The organism is Mycobacterium leprae TN (assembly GCF_000195855.1).
Taxonomy (GTDB): Bacteria; Actinomycetota; Actinomycetes; order Mycobacteriales; family Mycobacteriaceae; genus Mycobacterium; species Mycobacterium leprae.
In genome coordinates this window covers 2241062-2256994 of sequence record NC_002677.1, presented here as the reverse complement: position 1 = coordinate 2256994, position 15933 = coordinate 2241062, and the positions used below count along the sequence as shown (strand labels likewise).

The window sequence follows — 15933 nt, the reverse complement described above, 5'->3', positions numbered from 1 at the left end:
AGGAGGACACAGAAGTGGCGAAGGCGAAGTTCGAGCGGACGAAGCCGCACGTCAACATCGGGACCATCGGTCACGTTGACCACGGCAAGACCACATTGACCGCGGCTATTACCAAGGTCCTGCATGACAAGTTCCCCAACCTGAATGAGTCGCGCGCCTTTGACCAGATTGACAACGCGCCCGAGGAGCGTCAGCGCGGTATCACCATCAACATTTCCCACGTGGAGTATCAGACCGAGAAGCGTCACTATGCTCACGTCGACGCCCCGGGGCACGCCGACTACATTAAGAACATGATCACCGGTGCGGCCCAGATGGATGGTGCGATTCTGGTGGTCGCTGCTACAGACGGCCCGATGCCGCAGACTCGCGAGCACGTGCTGCTCGCTCGTCAGGTGGGTGTACCTTACATCCTGGTCGCACTTAACAAGTCCGACGCCGTGGACGACGAGGAACTACTCGAGCTTGTCGAGATGGAAGTCCGTGAGTTGCTGGCTGCCCAGGAATTCGACGAGGACGCCCCGGTTGTGCGTGTCTCGGCATTGAAGGCGCTCGAGGGTGACGCCAAGTGGGTCGAGTCTGTCACACAGTTGATGGACGCTGTCGACGAGTCGATCCCGGCTCCAGTCCGCGAGACTGACAAGCCGTTCCTGATGCCCGTTGAGGACGTCTTCACTATCACCGGTCGTGGCACCGTGGTCACCGGTCGGGTGGAGCGCGGCGTGGTCAACGTGAACGAGGAAGTTGAGATCGTCGGCATTCGTCAGACGACCACCAAGACCACCGTCACGGGTGTGGAAATGTTTCGTAAGCTGCTCGACCAAGGTCAGGCCGGTGATAACGTTGGTCTGTTGTTGCGTGGCATCAAGCGCGAGGACGTCGAGCGTGGTCAGGTGGTCATCAAACCCGGCACCACCACCCCGCATACCGAGTTCGAAGGCCAAGTATACATCCTGTCCAAGGACGAAGGTGGTCGGCACACACCGTTCTTCAACAACTACCGTCCGCAGTTCTACTTCCGTACCACTGATGTGACCGGTGTGGTGACTTTGCCGGAGGGCACCGAGATGGTGATGCCAGGTGACAACACCAACATCTCGGTGACGTTGATTCAGCCCGTTGCCATGGACGAGGGTTTGCGCTTCGCGATCCGCGAAGGTGGTCGCACTGTTGGTGCCGGCCGGGTCGTCAAGATCATCAAGTAAGTCGCATCAACGGGCCAGGTGGTTACAACGGTCCACATTTGCGAAACGGCGCTCATCCGAAAGGATAGGCGCCGTTTCTTTTGAGTTTATGCGGCTCGTGGCAGTCTCGCTGGCGCTTAATGTAGCATGTACTTACCTGCGCGGCGAGGGGATGCAGGTACTAGCACGCTGTCTTAAGACACAGTTGTTGGCCTTGCTGTGAGGTGGCCTAGTCGGGCAGATCTTTCTGGTTGTCTAATTCGTCCTGGGATTGGGCATCCTGCTGTAATATATGTTCCTATGTTGGTCTGCTCATCACCGTCGTTGACGTGTTGATAGCGCTGGTGTTCACCTAACTACGGGGCTAAATCCGCTGACAAAACCGCGGAGCTTGAGCAGCACGGGGTGTTGGCGCTCGCCCAAATTACCGGGCTCACCGAGACGGGTGCTCGTATAAATGAACAACCCGTGGTGGAAGGTAAGCTTGCAGTCTTCGGATCTGGTTTTTGCCATTTATGTAGTCAAAGACTTGGTCATTGCCAGCGCTATACGGCTGGGCAACTTCAATGCACATAAGCTCGTCATCTGGTTAACCCGACCACCTAGGAATACTGAAATAGACGGCGAGCGAGGAACTTTGGTCAACGTGCTGGTGCCCGCGCAATTTTTCACTGTGGCCGAAGCCAACCAAACCTACGGACTTCAATGGGCAAACTGGCCCGTTGATGGATATCCTACAGATCTTCTAGATCAACAATGTTCTGCTCAACTGAATGGTTGACATCCGGTCGTATCTGAGACTAGATTAGTAGATCTAAGCGTTTGTGCACTGGGGGTGACCGAACAGTAAGCATCGGCTGTCCAACTTGGTACTGGTCGTCTCGCCGTCGCAACCGTCGATCGAGCAATGGCTCCAGGAGCTCGAGACGCTCCGCGTCAGCGGTGTTTTGGCCAAAACAGAAGTACAATGCCAGGCTGGGTTCAGATTATCTCTGAATTCCGACTACGCAGGATAGCCTATAACAGTTTTATTTTTTGCTGTTGGCCTATCAGTTGGCGCAGCGACGGCGAAAGAATTGGCGAAGTGGCGATGCAGGCTGGATCGCTGCATGGATAGGTTACGTTTGTCACTGGCGCCGCTTGTGCCCAGGTACACTCGCGTGCGGTGCAGCTAATCCGCGAAGGCGCCGATATTATGCGCCCTCGCATATATGCGTTCCGGTATACAGACAGTAGTGTAGTCTGTAATCTACCCGACGGTCATGTCTGGAGGACCTCAACGAGCTCGCCTGGTGCGGCTAGAAGCCTAGGGCCGCAGGGTGTTTTGTTGGCCAGCGAGGTAGACCGCGCCGATGCAGCGCTAAAGCAGCTGGGTGGCCGACGGCGCCGAGCAATTCGGCCGGCTCGACAAATTCTTCTGCTTGCCCAACACTAGCGTACTAAGCTGAGGCGGTTATGGGGCTTCAGCCCAGATGAGCAGTGGACACCGCGTCATCGAGTATCAACCTGACGGCCACTTGGCGCACCCTGTGGGCCGTGGCGCCCGCGATGGTCGAGAGGCTGGCAACGGGGTGGAGGTTCCATCGTGATCGTAAGCTCGTCGGCCGGTTTGAAGACCACTGCGGGACAACGGCCATTATGTGTCGGGCAAACACGGACTGGTGGTGCTGACCAACGCGTTAGCGATCGATCTCGGCGTATTCGGAATCTGGGTCAACTCCACCCACCCCTTACTCGGTCGATACCCCCGATGATCGAGCCACAGGCGAGGACCTGATGTACTTGCCAAGTATCCAATGTAATTCTAGGCAAAGTATTTTGCGGTATAAAGATTTTAGGACAGCACTCGAGGTTGTTTTATAGTTTGCTGGAGCCGGATCAACCGCAGTGTCGATCACGCAGATTCCGGTCGACAAGGGCACCTCAAAATATTGACCGGCGATTGGGTATGGACTGCACATAACTGACAAGGGCAACGTAATCCCCTGCGAGGGGCCGATACCGCTCGAACCGCTAAGTAACTGCGCAGAGCCGACTATACCGATCCCATCTATTATCCTATTATCGGCAACGACGTGATCTGCCGTATGAGATCGGCTGCCGCTCTCCAAGGAGGTCTATAACGTCACTCTACAAACTATGTTGAGTGGTACGACGAGAAAGACATCGCCCTGCGGTTGGGCTCGGCCGCTAACAGCCTCGACATCCATCACCAGACGGTGACTCTGGACGACGGGATGGTGCCCGGCTACGGCTAACTCATCATCGCGACAGGCTTAATGCCGAGGTGCGTGGTCAGCGGTATGTCGACACGGTGCTGCTCACCGCCAGTACGGAAGCGCTGGCTTATCTGGTGGTTGTCGGGATCGGGTCACGTCTGGCGACCGAATGGCTAGACGGAAGCGGAATCGAGGTCGATAACGGTGTCATTTGTGACGAGGACGGACGCACCGGCGCGTCGAATGTACGGGTGCTCGGTGACGTCGCCTTCTGGCGTGGATCCGATGGGACACTAAGCTCGGGTAGAACATTGGAGCAACTACGCTGCTCAGGACTGGGTTGTTGCGCTTGCGCTGCCGGGTCGCGACGTATCTTCGACCGTGGTTGTTCCATATTTCTGGAGCGACCAATATGACGTCAAGATTCAATGTCCCGGGGTGTCGCGCGCCACCGATAGCGTCCATCCCGTCGAGGAAGATGGCTGCATATTCTTGGTCTCTCCTGACCGCGACGGGGTACTGGTTCAGCGTTGTTGGCGGAGGGACTTTGGGCAAAAGTATGAAAATAAACTCCAGAACAGCCGTGGGCAAGCTATATTCGAAATGCTGCAGCTTGTTCAGATCGCTACTGCCAGTGCACCAGACCGGCGACCGCCTCGTCTGCCGTTTAGCATATCAGCCACGTCGGGATCTTCCTAGCCTACAGCGATGACGCCTTACAGCCGTTGCAGCCGTGCGCTCTGGTCGGACTAGGCGTAGCTCAACACCGTCATTTTCCGTCGGAGCTGGTGACCTCGAGGGTCGTGACGTTTTACCCGTTCAGTTAGACGATCCGAACCGAACCTGCCAGTAGGGTCTGCCTGCAGATTAAGCTCAGCGTTCGATCAGAAATCGAAAGATCTTTCCGGGAAAGAGAATTGGTGACCCTCTTGATGAATCAGGTGCAGCAGCCCACTGATCAGCACCCCGGATTGACCGACCTCGTTGGTATGTGGTGGTTGACCTAATGTTGCAAGTAGTGATTCGATCCGGTCGGTGGCGGTGTGGAATGCTATAGGGCAAGCTGGATTCGGCGTACCAGCAGCAGCCGACGCTGGGATACCAGTGACATAATTCTTCTGTTGCCCAACTATCCGTCTGCAATCGATACAGTCCGCCGAGCAGCCGAAACGGCACCCCTTGGCGTGCTGGGGCGTTTTCGTGTCCGGCCAAGATGGTCGCGAAGACCCTGCCCGGTTTCGACGTCGTTGGCCGCGAGTTCCAGCACCGCGGAGTGCATCGGAGAGTAGGTTGTACAGACCTCTTCTGCGATCGCAGCGTGTGCAACAGGTGCTTGGCAAGCATATGCGCCGTTCTCCTCGCGTAAGCAGGAAGTATTCTCATTGCTTCGCTCTGTATCGTAGCCGGTGTGGTTCAGGGTTGAGCTTTGCGAGTTGGGCCTCGACCACGTCTAACACGTTAGCGAGTGCGCCTTGGGCAACTGCACCGATTCATCAGTCAGTCAGTGCTTGTAGCGGCCGTAGTGCGGACTCCACAGCCTTGCCAGGAGATCTTTTGGGATAGTAGGTTGGTCATCTTGACGCCCAACTGGCCTGCGACAAACTCGGCGGTCATCTAACGCCAGCCGGCGTACATCGTTATCGAGTAAGTCTGCAGTTCCGTTGTTTGCAGGAGATGATTCGGATGCGCTAGGGGTGCAGTACTGTCTCAGACTCGTCGAAGATATTGAAAGGAAGGCCAACGATGCCGAGCACAGTGCTTCTTCCAGCGGAATACGCGGATCAAACGTTGTTGAGTAGGCCCTTTAGCTGAGCGAGTCGGGTGCTGAAGCCGTCTCTGGGGGATAGCTTTTGGCCGCATATTGGCAGAAGAGGAGACAGCGGGCGATGCCCGCTGTCTCCGTGATTTCGTTGAAGCTCACTTCGGCAAAATCCCGAGCGGCAAACACCACTTGAAGGCCGTGTCGGAGATGTTGATGTGGCGTTGTCGAACGTCGTTTGCCCACCCCGTGACTACGGCAGCACTGAACCGCACTCTTTTCGGCATTCTATGCCATATTACAGCGGCGATTGTGACCAGATCGACCTGTTGTTCAGTCTCTTTGGTAAAAAGTAATTCGCATGGACTACGAGACCGATGCTGGCGCAGATCTCGTCACAGAAATCCTGTTGAAGAGATGTCTACCGATGGTATGTGCGATATCTGCTGAGGGTGCCCGCACCCACGTAGACTCGTAGTACTAGTGGCTGTGAGACCCCAATCTCGGGTGGAAGTTACAACCACAGTTAGCGATTCGTCGAGAACTTTTTGGTGCTCTGCTGTAACCACTTTGGCGCCGGCAAACTATCGTTCCTGAAAAATCTTACCATCCTTGCAGTGGTGCAATCGCTCGCCTACCATTTTGATGTCCTATCCAATTGCCTCGTTGCCGGGGTTGACGAATCCAGGCAGGTCCCCCTACTGGTATGCGTTCCAAGAGTTGGCCAAGTGCCAACATGCTTGTGGCTCAACAGGAATTCAAGGAGAGCAAATGACAGCGCCAATGAAGGCCGGAGTTCCCTTTCTGATAGAGTAGCTCGAGGAGCGGCTGGATGCTCCCATCTGCCTAACCTGGTATATGATGTATGCATCAATCTCGCGTACGTGCACTGCTTGTCGTCTTCAGGTGAGCTCGATCTCCGAGAGTTGTCTACCTTTGCCATACAAGGACATCATTGACGAGCGAGAACGCATGCGGCTGTTTTATGTCAACATCAGTGGCTGTGAACCTACCTTACTCATGGACTTTTTGGGAGTTGGTTCATGACGTGACCGCGTACCATGTAGAAAATGAAGTTCTCTACCAAAGGGGTCCGGATCACAGCCGGATTCTTCGTGCGGTTGGCAGCCCGTTGCTATGTGGATGTTCAAATTTAGCTCGACTGTGCCGTCGCCGAGGCCAACGACGCCAGCCGCGGTGCCGGGTCATTCGCCATGGCGACGTGTGCATTGGAAAAACTTGCCGTAGAAGGCTTCTCCGATGCGAAGACCGCCGTGGTGGTTACTCGGCACAATGTTGACGAACTCGACGAATTCGCCACGTTGGCAGGCTGGTATGGCGCCACTTTGCGGATCACCCGGCTGCGACCCTCCGGCCGTGACGCCGATGTCTGGAAAGACGTGCACCTCAACAACACTGTTTAGCAAATACAGCTTTACGATTGGTTGGTTGCTAACAGTGAGTGGGTGCTTTCCGGTGGTTCCTTCTTTCATCTGTCGCCACTCTGCCAGTCGGGTGCTTTGGCTGGTTTGAATATGTGCGTAGCGGTCCTGCTGGTGTGTTTCATTGACCCAGTGGGTGATGTTTACGCCTCAATGGTCGTCATCCATGACCGTTTTTCTTACGGCAAAAGCTTTGTCTTACTATGGTTTTGGTACTGGCTTTGTTAACGTGTGGAAGAATGCCAAGCTGTTTCGTGAGTTGCGTGAGCAGCACTCCGCGGGTTCCTGCGGTAGTTATTGGCATTCCGATAATTGTCGGTCAGGGTGCATGGCGGCCAAGTTTTTCAACGGCTTTCCGATTAATGAACCAGATCCTGAATAGGTCCAAAGGTGAAGCGCTTAGGCACTGGTTCGCGACCGGTGACATGCTGCTACCTCGGTACGAACTTTCTCATGGGAGATGGGTCCGCGAACTAGTGCCTTGTTTCTCTGTAGCGAAAGCCCTCTGTAACATATAGTGGACGAATGGCTGGACACCTTTGCTATTGCCCAGTACCGCGCTATGCTGTACTTGCATAAATTTTTCTATTACCTGATTTCAGTCAGGGAGAAGGAATTAATTGTCACTGACAATCCCCCAGCTTTCGATGAATTCGGTTTTTCTATGTCATTGGCATGGTGGAAAAGTGTGATTTATTGACTATCAATATAGAACAACATGTTTTCGCTGTAGGTTATCATTTCGCCGATCAGTGTCCAGGCAGTTGATCCAGACGGCGAGGTTGCTGTCGTACGGGCGGTAACGGCGCAGGTAACCGCGATGGGATCGTACTCGTTCACCAGTAATCCGGTCGAGGAGGTTATTGCCGTTAATCCCAAGGCCTGTCTTAGCTCGGTGGTTGCGACACGATCGCAGAGCGTGTTGAACGGGTGTGTCAGGCAGGCGTGGTCGGCTTTATCGTCACCATCGACCGGGACGTTCTCGCATGGTCGATATTGGGGCGGCCCGAAGATCTCTACCGAGCATATGAATCTGCGTACCATCGGTACGTTATCGCCAGAGGCGATTGTTGGCTCACGTTGGCTATGGCGGTTCGGCAAGACGCTGCGATCACCGGACTTGCGGGTACCGAACTAGGACCGACGTGGCGATCCCGGCCCCGCGTTCTTTGCCGCCTATGGAGAGTGGATTAGCGCACCGCCGTCGACCTGAGACGACACCGCCTGGCTACGGAACTGTGGGGTGGATCATTCATGATTAAGGGCATTATGCGAGTTTACTATGCCAAAAGGCTGTATAGACTGCTGTTTCAGGGATTTGGTATAGAACTATAGTGCAGCAATCTGGACGGAACGCCTGCCGCTATTCATGCTTTCATGCAGTAGCGGCAGCCGTGGTCGACCAAATCGAGGTGTTGCTTAACGGTGGCCTTCGGCGCGGAAGCGATGTTATCGAGGCTGTAGCGCTGGGCGCGTGGGCGGTTATGTTCGGCCGAACGTACCTGTGGGGGCTTGCCACAGCCTGGCAAACCGGTGTCGAAAACGTCCTCGATATTTTGCGCTCCGGTCTCGACTCGGCGTTGATGGTTCTGGGGCAAGCCAGCGTCGGTGAAATCAGCCCCGATGACACCCTAGTTTCGACCGGGCTTTGGCCGGGAACATGACCCACGTTGAGTAAGACTGGCTGGCGGCACCGGAGCTTGCCTACGGTGCAAGCGGTGAGCACCAAAGTTTCTCCGGAACGATCTCCATCGGTAGCGAGGTCTTGACTGCGCTGCTGGTGGAGTACGGTAGCTCGATTTGCTGCTGGCCGCAGTGTCTGTCTTCATCAACGGCCACGTAGATAATGTCGGTGTGTTGGACCGTGCCGTTGGCAGACTTCGCGCTAAAGGCCTTGACGTAGCATGGTTCGCGTGTACCGCCGCCAGCGGCGATGTCCATGCTGGGCGCACCGTTACATCGGTGTTGCTGCATAGCTCACCAGCCGGAGTGCTGATTGATCGGTGGCTAGCTGGTAGCGGCGCGCCATTGGCTGAATTGCTCCTGCCCATGCGCTGCGGGGGAGTCGCGGTGGAGGTGCTGGGGTCCCACCACCGCTACTGTAGATGAGGGCAAGCGCATCTTCGCGGAGCTGGTCGACTGGTGTGTGTTGAGTTGTCCGCTGGCTTCCTGGGTCCGACGGGATGTTGGCCTGATCCAGGCCCAACTGCCGTGCGGATTCCCCGTTCAGGTCGATCGCTGTGTGTTCATGCTTGGCGACGGTTAGGGCCTTGCTCGGGAATCACCAATCCGCCTGCTGCGGGTTGGCTCTGGCGGCCTAAGAGATGTTGTCTGATGGCCCTTGCTGAAGGGTGCAGCCCCCAGGCCTGGCACGTGCCCTGCTGGATGCCACAGTGACGCATCTCCCGGCCCGCGGCTGGCCCTTCGCACCGTGACGTGACCGCGATGGTAGCCGATGCGTGATAACGCCGCTGGAGTGCGGCGCTTGGTGAGCTCACTACGCGGATTACGCGTTGTTTTGGTGGAAGACGGTTTGTTGTGCCCTACTTCGGAGGAACTTAGGACGGGGGATTGCGTGGGTATGCACTGCGACGTCGAAGTGTTGCGCAACTACTAGGCTGGCCTTCTGCGCTACAGACTTCATCACGTTTATGGATTCCGGTGTGTCGCCATGGCGTGGTTCACTGAAATGTTCTGCTCGGTCACTTCTGCGATCCCACCATCGCCGTGATCTTATCACGCATAATTGGTTTCTTGCAAGGCGTGAATGCTGTAGCTCGTTATAGGGCGGGTGTATTCGTAACTGGTCCTCGGTCAGCGAGAAGCTTCAGTGTGGCACCACAGCACGATGTCCTAATGTACCCAGCATGGCGATCATCTGCGTTGCTCGGCCATTTGCAGGATCGGCGGGTTCGATGAGACGCTGTAGTACGGCTAGGAGGTCAACCTGTGCCGGAGGCTCATCGAAGCAGCAGCCTGGCTGTCGCTACGAGCTCATCACGTTGGTCGCTCACGATCACCACATCGAATTGCTAGATTAGATTGTGCACAAAGTATTCTTCTATGGCGGCTTGACGGCGGAGCTATCGGTGCGTCACCCTGACAAGACCGTTCCTTTGGTGATTTCCTGCTGGGCACCGATGGCCTGGATTCTTATGGCTGTAGGAAAACGAGCATCATGCAGCTAACGTCGTTGGTGATCGCCGTCCTGACGGGTCGACGAATGACCAGAGTCTTGCACAGTGCCGAGACTCGTTGCGCGATATTGTTGCGATCGCCACCCGCTGTCTATGGTCGGCGGCACTGCAACTGGCGTCGGCCATTTGCTGGCATTACTGGCCGGGGTGTTGCTGGCAGCACGTTCTCGGTATCGAATTGCACTATTTGGCGCTCAAGCGGGTCGATTACCTAGCCTACGACATCGGGCTGTCGTGGGGTGTGGTGTGCGAAAGCAACGTTGGTGTGCTCAAGCCACAGATCGCCGTGTTAGCCACGGCCGTCTCGCATAGCGATGTGCTGGTCGTCGGTACTGGCAGTGCTAGATCGATTGTTGCCTAACGTCTTTCCTCCGATCTCTACTACGTGGTGACCGTGCTCGAGGTAGGTCCTAGGCTCGCCGATTTCCAATTATTGGCTCAGAACGCCAACGGCTTGCAGTTGCTTATCGATGTTAGCAACCTGCTGGTACAGTGCTATGTGACTAAACTCACCGATAAATCAGCTTGTTACTTGCCCATCGTGCGCGGAGTCATGGTCGGCGGTTCTGGCGCGGTCAGCGGCGGCTATTTCTGTCGTGAATTGCCTTACGATTTCGATCCCGTCGCGACACCCGACTGGGGGTGCTCGTACGTCCGCGACCGCTTCCGAGCTATCGAGAAGGATCTGGATTTCGATGGCCCCGCCCAAGATAACACCGGCTTTCTACTTGTTCAGCTGACTCGCGAAATAGCAGGCGTCATTGAGATTTTTCCAGCGGCTACCCAGTGCGTGGAGTTCTTGTGCATCGTTAACCTCAACGATGTTGGGGACTACACATGCTTTCAGCTGTCGGAGCGGTTCCACTCAACATTATTGACGGTGTGTGCACCAGTTCCGTTGCCATCTATGCTAATAACCACGCTGAGGCGACTTAATCTGACGTTGCTGGCCCAGAAGTGGGAACTGCTGCTGCTTTTCTCCGACGCAATCGCGGCAGCTGTCAACCCGGTAGGCCTAGATGGCTCGATTGCTCTGGTTGCTGACTGAATCATATTCTTTTCCAGAACGGTTCATTCCGATCATCTGCTGATGCTTTCGGGCGTTGGTGATTAGGTTATGCAGCGTGCTGACGGTGTGACAGTGGTGGTGGGGAAAGTAATGCGGCGTCCTCCTGAACTGGGTGATGTCTACCAATTAGGCGTTGGCTGTGGATCGACCAGTATTAGCGGTAGTGTTAAGCACCGCTAATGGAATCGAGATATGTCCTGTATACAGCTGGTTTCGTTGCAATGGCCAGTGACGGTAGTGTTGTCCACCGCGACTGGCCTCATGGGAAGATGGCATTCATGTAGCCGTGGGTATGAGGGTGTATTATCCTGGCCTCGCCTGATCCCCAGGTGCCGGCTTGCATTGAACACCGCTATAATGCGTGAACCCGCTGATGTTGCGGTCTTGTGTTAAGATAGCGCATTATTCAGTGTGGCAGCGCATATAGTTTCTATCGCCACATCTTTGTGGCAGTGCTCCGATCGGCGCCGAGCGTAACCCGCGGGCTGTCATGGACCATCGTGTCGGGTCCGCGGTATCGAGAATTTCTGGGGTGATTGACGGGTTGATTTTGCCCACGCTAACTAGTCGTGTGCCCGACGCTACCATTGTGATGCTGGAACATCGCGCCGCTGAAAAATGCGCGATCGCCAGATGCCTTGGCAAGAGCGTTCTAACCTCATCTCAATACCCGATACCCGCCGTCCTGGGTCGACCAGAATGATCCGGTTTGTACAGGATGGGAGATGTCGTACATAACTCACTGCCTCTGAGACGTTGCTGACGGCTGCCACCGATATGGACGTTATCGCGTAGGTGCTCACTACGGTGTGTCGGCCGCTCTCCTGGGACATACCCGGCTGCTGCGGGGAGCGCCTACACACAACGCCGAGGTCGCCATCACGATGTCAGATGTTCTGGGCGTGTTCAGCGCGCAAGTCCAGTCCTTGATCTCCAGCAGCATTGCCGCATTGACTACGCTGGCGGATCCAGTCTACTCCGCAAATGGCGTTCATAATGGGTGGAACACCGATACCTTATAACCCTGACCCGACATACATGGCAGCTATTCAGGAAAATCTATTATGTTGAGCCCCCATTTTCCGGATACACTACATTGAGTATACTGGTCGTACCTGAGAAGTTGTGGCGCACCCCTTGCCTCGGCCAGTCCGCTGCCTAGAGGTTAAATCTGCTGAACAACTTGATTAACGCACAACCCAGCCAATTGGCAGATAGCGCCGTCGTTTTCGGCTACTTCCAGAGCCCCGTGATCCCAACCAAACGAAATACGGTCCCTCATGGTTCAAGTTAAGTCCCCAGTCACCTAGCCTTCGTGCTGACTGGCGATCTCAGCAATCCCGTCGGCGGCCCCAGCGAGCGCTTCACCCAGGTTGTACATCCCGATTCTGGGTTTGCCGTTCAACAGTGCAACCTGGCCGAATTTGCCCTGTTCAACCACTATGTTTGTCCTGTGATTAAGGTGGCTGTATACCTGGCGCCCAGGAGTTCTCCGTTCGGCTGCGTGCCGCAGTTTGACGACGACATGTTCTTGGCTTAATGAACCGTGCATTATTATAGACCCCGCTAAAACGGAGTGGGTGGCTTGGGAAGACGATGATATCCCGACCGCGCGATGCTCCAGCATCGAGGTTTAGCCAATGCCATCTTATCATGGCAAGGACGCACGAATTATCGTGGTTATCGGAGGGAAAGCGAATAGCACCTTCAACTGTTGCCCTAAGCTCAGGGTCAAGGCGCCGGCCGTTCGGTGGGCGGGTGCTAGGCTATAGTCTGCTACCCAGGCCCCGGCCCTGTTCGTTATTTGGGAGATTTGTACAGCAACACCTTACGAGCTTCCCCATCTTCATTTGTGGTGTGGCCGGCACCGTCCGCCGAGTGGCCCAATAATTTGGCCGATACAGCGAAGTAGGGCATACTGTTCAGGTTGCCTTGCGCCAGGTTTACGCCTGGACGGGCATACGACCAGCGCCCACACAGGGGCGCGCCCGGTCCCATCCTTGACGTGCGACTTAATTTCGGTCTTGAAATTTGAGTGCGGCAAGGCTGCGTGCGGGTGGTATGCCCGAGCGTTAGGAGGGTCGGTGAACCACGACAGGTAAACAGCGGCTCAGTCTCCGACGCGACGCTAGATCGGCCCAAGTTGGTCGGGTGTAGGTCGGTGCGCTGGAGGCACCAGGTCCGGACACGGGCCTCAAGTGGAATGAGGTAGGAAAAGCGTGGCGGGACAGAAGATCCGCATCAGGCTCAAGGCCTACGACCATGAGGCGATTGACGCCTCGGCTCGCAAAATCGTCGAGACCGTCGTACGCACCGGTGCCAACGTCGTAGGTCCGGTGCCACTGCCGACTGAGAAGAATGTGTACTGCGTCATCCGCTCGCCGCACAAGTACAAGGATTCGCGAGAGCACTTCGAAATGCGCACCCACAAGCGGCTGATAGACATCCTTGATCCAACACCGAAGACGGTTGACGCCCTCATGCGTATCGATCTTCCGGCCAGTGTCGATGTCAACATCCAGTAGTGAGGTTGCAGAGTGATGGCGCGAAAGGGCATTCTTGGTACCAAGCTGGGCATGACGCAGGTATTCGACGAAAACAACAGAGTGGTACCGGTGACTGTGGTCAAGGCCGGCCCGAACGTGGTGACTCGCATCCGCACACTGGAGCGCGATGGCTATAGTGCTGTACAGCTGGCCTACGGCGAAATCAGCCCGCGGAAGGTCAACAAGCCGGTGACAGGCCAGTACAACTCTGCGGGGGTGAACCCGCGTCGTTACTTGGCTGAACTACGTCTGGACCACCCGGACGCGGCGGCTGAGTACGAGGTCGGCCAAGAACTGACGGCGGAGATCTTCGCCGATGCCACGTACGTCGACGTGACCGGGACCTCCAAGGGCAAGGGCTTCTCCGGCACTATGAAGCGGCACGGCTTCCGTGGGCAGGGCGCCAGTCACGGTGCCCAGGCAGTACACCGCCGTCCGGGTTCGATCGGCGGTTGCGCTACTCCTGCCCGAGTATTTAAGGGCACCCGGATGGCTGGCCGCATGGGTAACGACAGGGTGACGGTCCAGAACTTGTTGGTGCACAAGGTTGATACCGAGAACGGCGTGCTGCTGATCAAGGGTGCCGTCCCCGGCCGCACGGGTGGGCTCGTCATGGTCCGCAGCGCGATCAAACGAGGTGAGAAATGATGGCAGCCAAGGTTGAGAACGGTTCCAATATCCGGAAAATCGATGTCAAGACACCAGACGGCAAAGTCGACGGCACCATCGAGCTGCCGGCTGAGCTGTTCGACGCACCCGCGAATATTGCGTTAATGCACCAGGTGGTCACCGCTCAGCGGGCAGCGGCTCGGCAGGGTACGCACTCAACCAAGACGCGCGGCGATGTCAGTGGTGGTGGTCGCAAGCCTTATCGGCAGAAGGGGACCGGTCGCGCTCGGCAGGGGTCGATGCGGGCCCCGCAGTTCACCGGTGGCGGTATTGTGCACGGTCCTAAATTGCGCGACTACAGTCAACGCACACCCAAGAAGATGATCGCCGCGGCGTTGCGCGGGGCGTTATCCGACCGGGCACGCAACGGCCGCATACACGCAGTCACCGAACTAGTGGTGGGTAAGACTCCGTCTACTAAGAGCGCCAAGGAATTCCTGGGCACACTGACAGATCGCAAGCAGGTGTTAGTAGTCATCGGCCGTAGCGACGAGACTGGTGCGAAAAGCGTGCGCAACCTGCCCGGTGTGCATCTCCTGTCGCCCGACCAGCTCAACACCTATGACGTGCTGCGCGCCGACGACTTGGTGTTCAGCGTTGAGGCGCTCAACAGCTATATCGCCGCTCAGCAAGCAGCCGGCACTTCTACACCCGAGAAGGTTTCGGCCTGATGGCAACTATCGCTGACTCCCGCGACATCATCCTGGCCCCGGTCATTTCGGAGAAGTCTTATGGGCTGCTGGACGACAATGTGTACACATTCGTGGTGCATCCCGATTCGAACAAGACGCAGATCAAGATCGCTATCGAGAAGATTTTCTCAGTCAAGGTCGCATCGGTAAATACCTCTAATAGGAAGGGTAAGTGCAAGCGCACCAGGACTGGATTCGGTAGGCGCAAGAACACTAAGCGTGCCATCGTCACCCTGGCGCCGGGCAGCAAGTCGATTGACCTGTTCGGAACACCAGCTTAGCAGCACGCGAGAGAAGGACCTGATTAGACATGGCAATTCGCAAGTACAAGCCGACGACTTCCGGTCGTCGTGGCGCCAGTGTGTCTGATTTCACCGACATCACTCGTACGAAGCCGGAGAAGGCGTTGATGCGTTCGCTGCACGGCCATGGTGGGCGCAACGTCCACGGCCGGATCACCACTCGCCACAAGGGCGGTGGCCATAAGCGCGCCTACCGGTTGATCGATTTCCGCCGCAACGACACAGACGGTGTCAACGCCAAGGTCGCGCACATTGAATATGATCCGAACCGCACAGCGAACATCGCGTTACTGCACTTCTTGGATGGCAAGAAGCGATACATCCTTGCTCCGCAAGGACTTTCGCAGGGTGACGTGGTGGAGTCGGGTGCTAACGCTGACATCAAGCCAGGTAACAACCTCCCGTTGCGCAATATTCCTGCCGGTACCTTGATCCATGCCGTGGAGCTCCGGCCGGGCGGTGGTGCCAAGCTCGCACGATCGGCCGGGTCGAGCATCCAGTTGCTCGGCAAGGAATCCAGCTACGCCTCGTTGCGTATGCCCAGTGGTGAGATCCGGCGGGTCGATGTGCGCTGCCGCGCGACGGTCGGTGAGGTGGGCAATGCCGAGCAGGCAAACATCAACTGGGGCAAAGCCGGTCGTATGCGTTGGAAAGGTAAGCGTCCGTCTGTTCGTGGTGTCGTCATGAACCCAGTAGACCACCCTCACGGCGGTGGTGAGGGTAAGACCTCGGGTGGGCGTCACCCGGTCAGTCCGTGGGGCAAGCCTGAGGGCCGCACCCGCAAGCCGAACAAATCGAGCAACAAACTGATCGTCCGCCGACGGCGCACCGGCAAAAAGCACGCGCGCTAGTAC

The 15933-nt window shown here is 56.4% G+C and carries 9 protein-coding genes and 7 pseudogenes; 15 read left to right on the top strand and 1 reads right to left on the bottom strand.

Translation table 11 applies throughout. The features are described from left to right. Positions 1 to 14 precede the first annotated feature (14 nt). The 10 genes and pseudogenes from tuf to ML_RS09535 all read left to right on the top strand — a co-directional run bounded on the left by tuf (position 15) and on the right by ML_RS09535 (position 11892). Positions 15 to 1205, top strand: coding sequence for an elongation factor Tu (tuf, locus tag ML_RS09575; RefSeq protein ID WP_010908588.1), 1191 nt, complete (start codon positions 15 to 17; stop codon positions 1203 to 1205). Between the two features lie 436 nt (positions 1206 to 1641). Beyond that, a complete protein-coding gene (locus ML_RS16355; RefSeq protein ID WP_231846596.1) occupies positions 1642 to 1965 on the top strand; it encodes a hypothetical protein in 324 nt (107 codons plus the stop codon). Positions 1966 to 2268: 303 nt separating this feature from the next. After that, positions 2269 to 3119, top strand: a pseudogene (locus tag ML_RS19310) (SDR family NAD(P)-dependent oxidoreductase). Positions 3120 to 3275: 156 nt separating this feature from the next. Then, a pseudogene (locus tag ML_RS09565) lies at positions 3276 to 3992 on the top strand (FAD-dependent oxidoreductase); the annotation flags it as partial. 1998 nt (positions 3993 to 5990) lie between these two features. After that, positions 5991 to 6983, top strand: a pseudogene (mftC, locus tag ML_RS16335) (mycofactocin radical SAM maturase); the annotation flags it as partial. Positions 6984 to 7118: 135 nt separating this feature from the next. After that, positions 7119 to 8268: pseudogene (locus ML_RS09555) on the top strand (alpha-hydroxy acid oxidase). 14 nt (positions 8269 to 8282) lie between these two features. Further along, positions 8283 to 8799: pseudogene (gene mftE / locus ML_RS09550) on the top strand (mycofactocin biosynthesis peptidyl-dipeptidase MftE); the annotation flags it as partial. Further along, a pseudogene (locus tag ML_RS09545) lies at positions 8796 to 10090 on the top strand (mycofactocin biosynthesis glycosyltransferase MftF); the annotation flags it as partial. The pseudogenes mftE and ML_RS09545, both read left to right, overlap by 4 nt. Next, positions 10088 to 11486 (top strand): annotated as a pseudogene (locus ML_RS19305) (GMC oxidoreductase); the annotation flags it as partial. The pseudogenes ML_RS09545 and ML_RS19305, both read left to right, overlap by 3 nt. Positions 11487 to 11679: 193 nt before the next feature. Then, entirely contained in the window at positions 11680 to 11892 is a 213-nt protein-coding gene (locus tag ML_RS09535; protein WP_041323033.1) for a hypothetical protein, read from the top strand. 284 nt (positions 11893 to 12176) lie between these two features. On the opposite strand, the gene ML_RS17485 is transcribed toward ML_RS09535, so the two are convergent. Next, complete coding sequence (locus tag ML_RS17485; RefSeq protein ID WP_269147013.1) at positions 12177 to 12311, bottom strand: hypothetical protein; 135 nt, start codon at positions 12309 to 12311, stop codon at positions 12177 to 12179. A 778-nt stretch (positions 12312 to 13089) separates the two neighbouring features. Between ML_RS17485 and rpsJ the strand changes: the two genes are divergently transcribed. Genes rpsJ through rplB form a run of 5 tightly spaced genes read left to right on the top strand, consistent with a single transcriptional unit; the run spans position 13090 to position 15930 of the window. Then, positions 13090 to 13395: a 30S ribosomal protein S10 gene (rpsJ, locus tag ML_RS09530; protein WP_010908587.1), complete on the top strand. Its 306-nt coding sequence runs from the start codon at positions 13090 to 13092 to the stop codon at positions 13393 to 13395. A gap of 15 nt (positions 13396 to 13410) precedes the next feature. Further along, positions 13411 to 14064: a 50S ribosomal protein L3 gene (gene rplC / locus ML_RS09525; protein ID WP_041323030.1), complete on the top strand. Its 654-nt coding sequence runs from the start codon at positions 13411 to 13413 to the stop codon at positions 14062 to 14064. Further along, entirely contained in the window at positions 14064 to 14756 is a 693-nt protein-coding gene (gene rplD / locus ML_RS09520) for a 50S ribosomal protein L4 (protein WP_010908585.1), read from the top strand. Before rplC ends, rplD begins: the two co-directional genes overlap by 1 nt. After that, the gene (gene rplW / locus ML_RS09515; RefSeq protein WP_010908584.1) at positions 14756 to 15058 is read left to right on the top strand and encodes a 50S ribosomal protein L23; all 303 of its coding nucleotides are present in this window, start codon (positions 14756 to 14758) and stop codon (positions 15056 to 15058) included. The genes rplD and rplW overlap by 1 nt, the downstream gene beginning before the upstream one ends. Before the next feature lie 29 nt (positions 15059 to 15087). Further along, positions 15088 to 15930, top strand: coding sequence for a 50S ribosomal protein L2 (gene rplB / locus ML_RS09510; RefSeq protein WP_010908583.1), 843 nt, complete (start codon positions 15088 to 15090; stop codon positions 15928 to 15930). The last annotated feature ends 3 nt before the right edge of the window (positions 15931 to 15933 follow it).

What these genes read in the sequence shown, in the direction of transcription:
- rplC (WP_041323030.1), top strand. Translation starts at nt 13,411, where the DNA reads ATGGCGCGAAAGGGCATTCTTGGTACCAAGCTGGGCATGACGCAGGTA.
- ML_RS16355 (WP_231846596.1), top strand. Translation starts at nt 1,642, where the DNA reads ATGAACAACCCGTGGTGGAAGGTAAGCTTGCAGTCTTCGGATCTGGTT.
- rplW (WP_010908584.1), top strand. Translation starts at nt 14,756, where the DNA reads ATGGCAACTATCGCTGACTCCCGCGACATCATCCTGGCCCCGGTCATT.
- rplD (WP_010908585.1), top strand. Translation starts at nt 14,064, where the DNA reads ATGGCAGCCAAGGTTGAGAACGGTTCCAATATCCGGAAAATCGATGTC.
- rplB (WP_010908583.1), top strand. Translation starts at nt 15,088, where the DNA reads ATGGCAATTCGCAAGTACAAGCCGACGACTTCCGGTCGTCGTGGCGCC.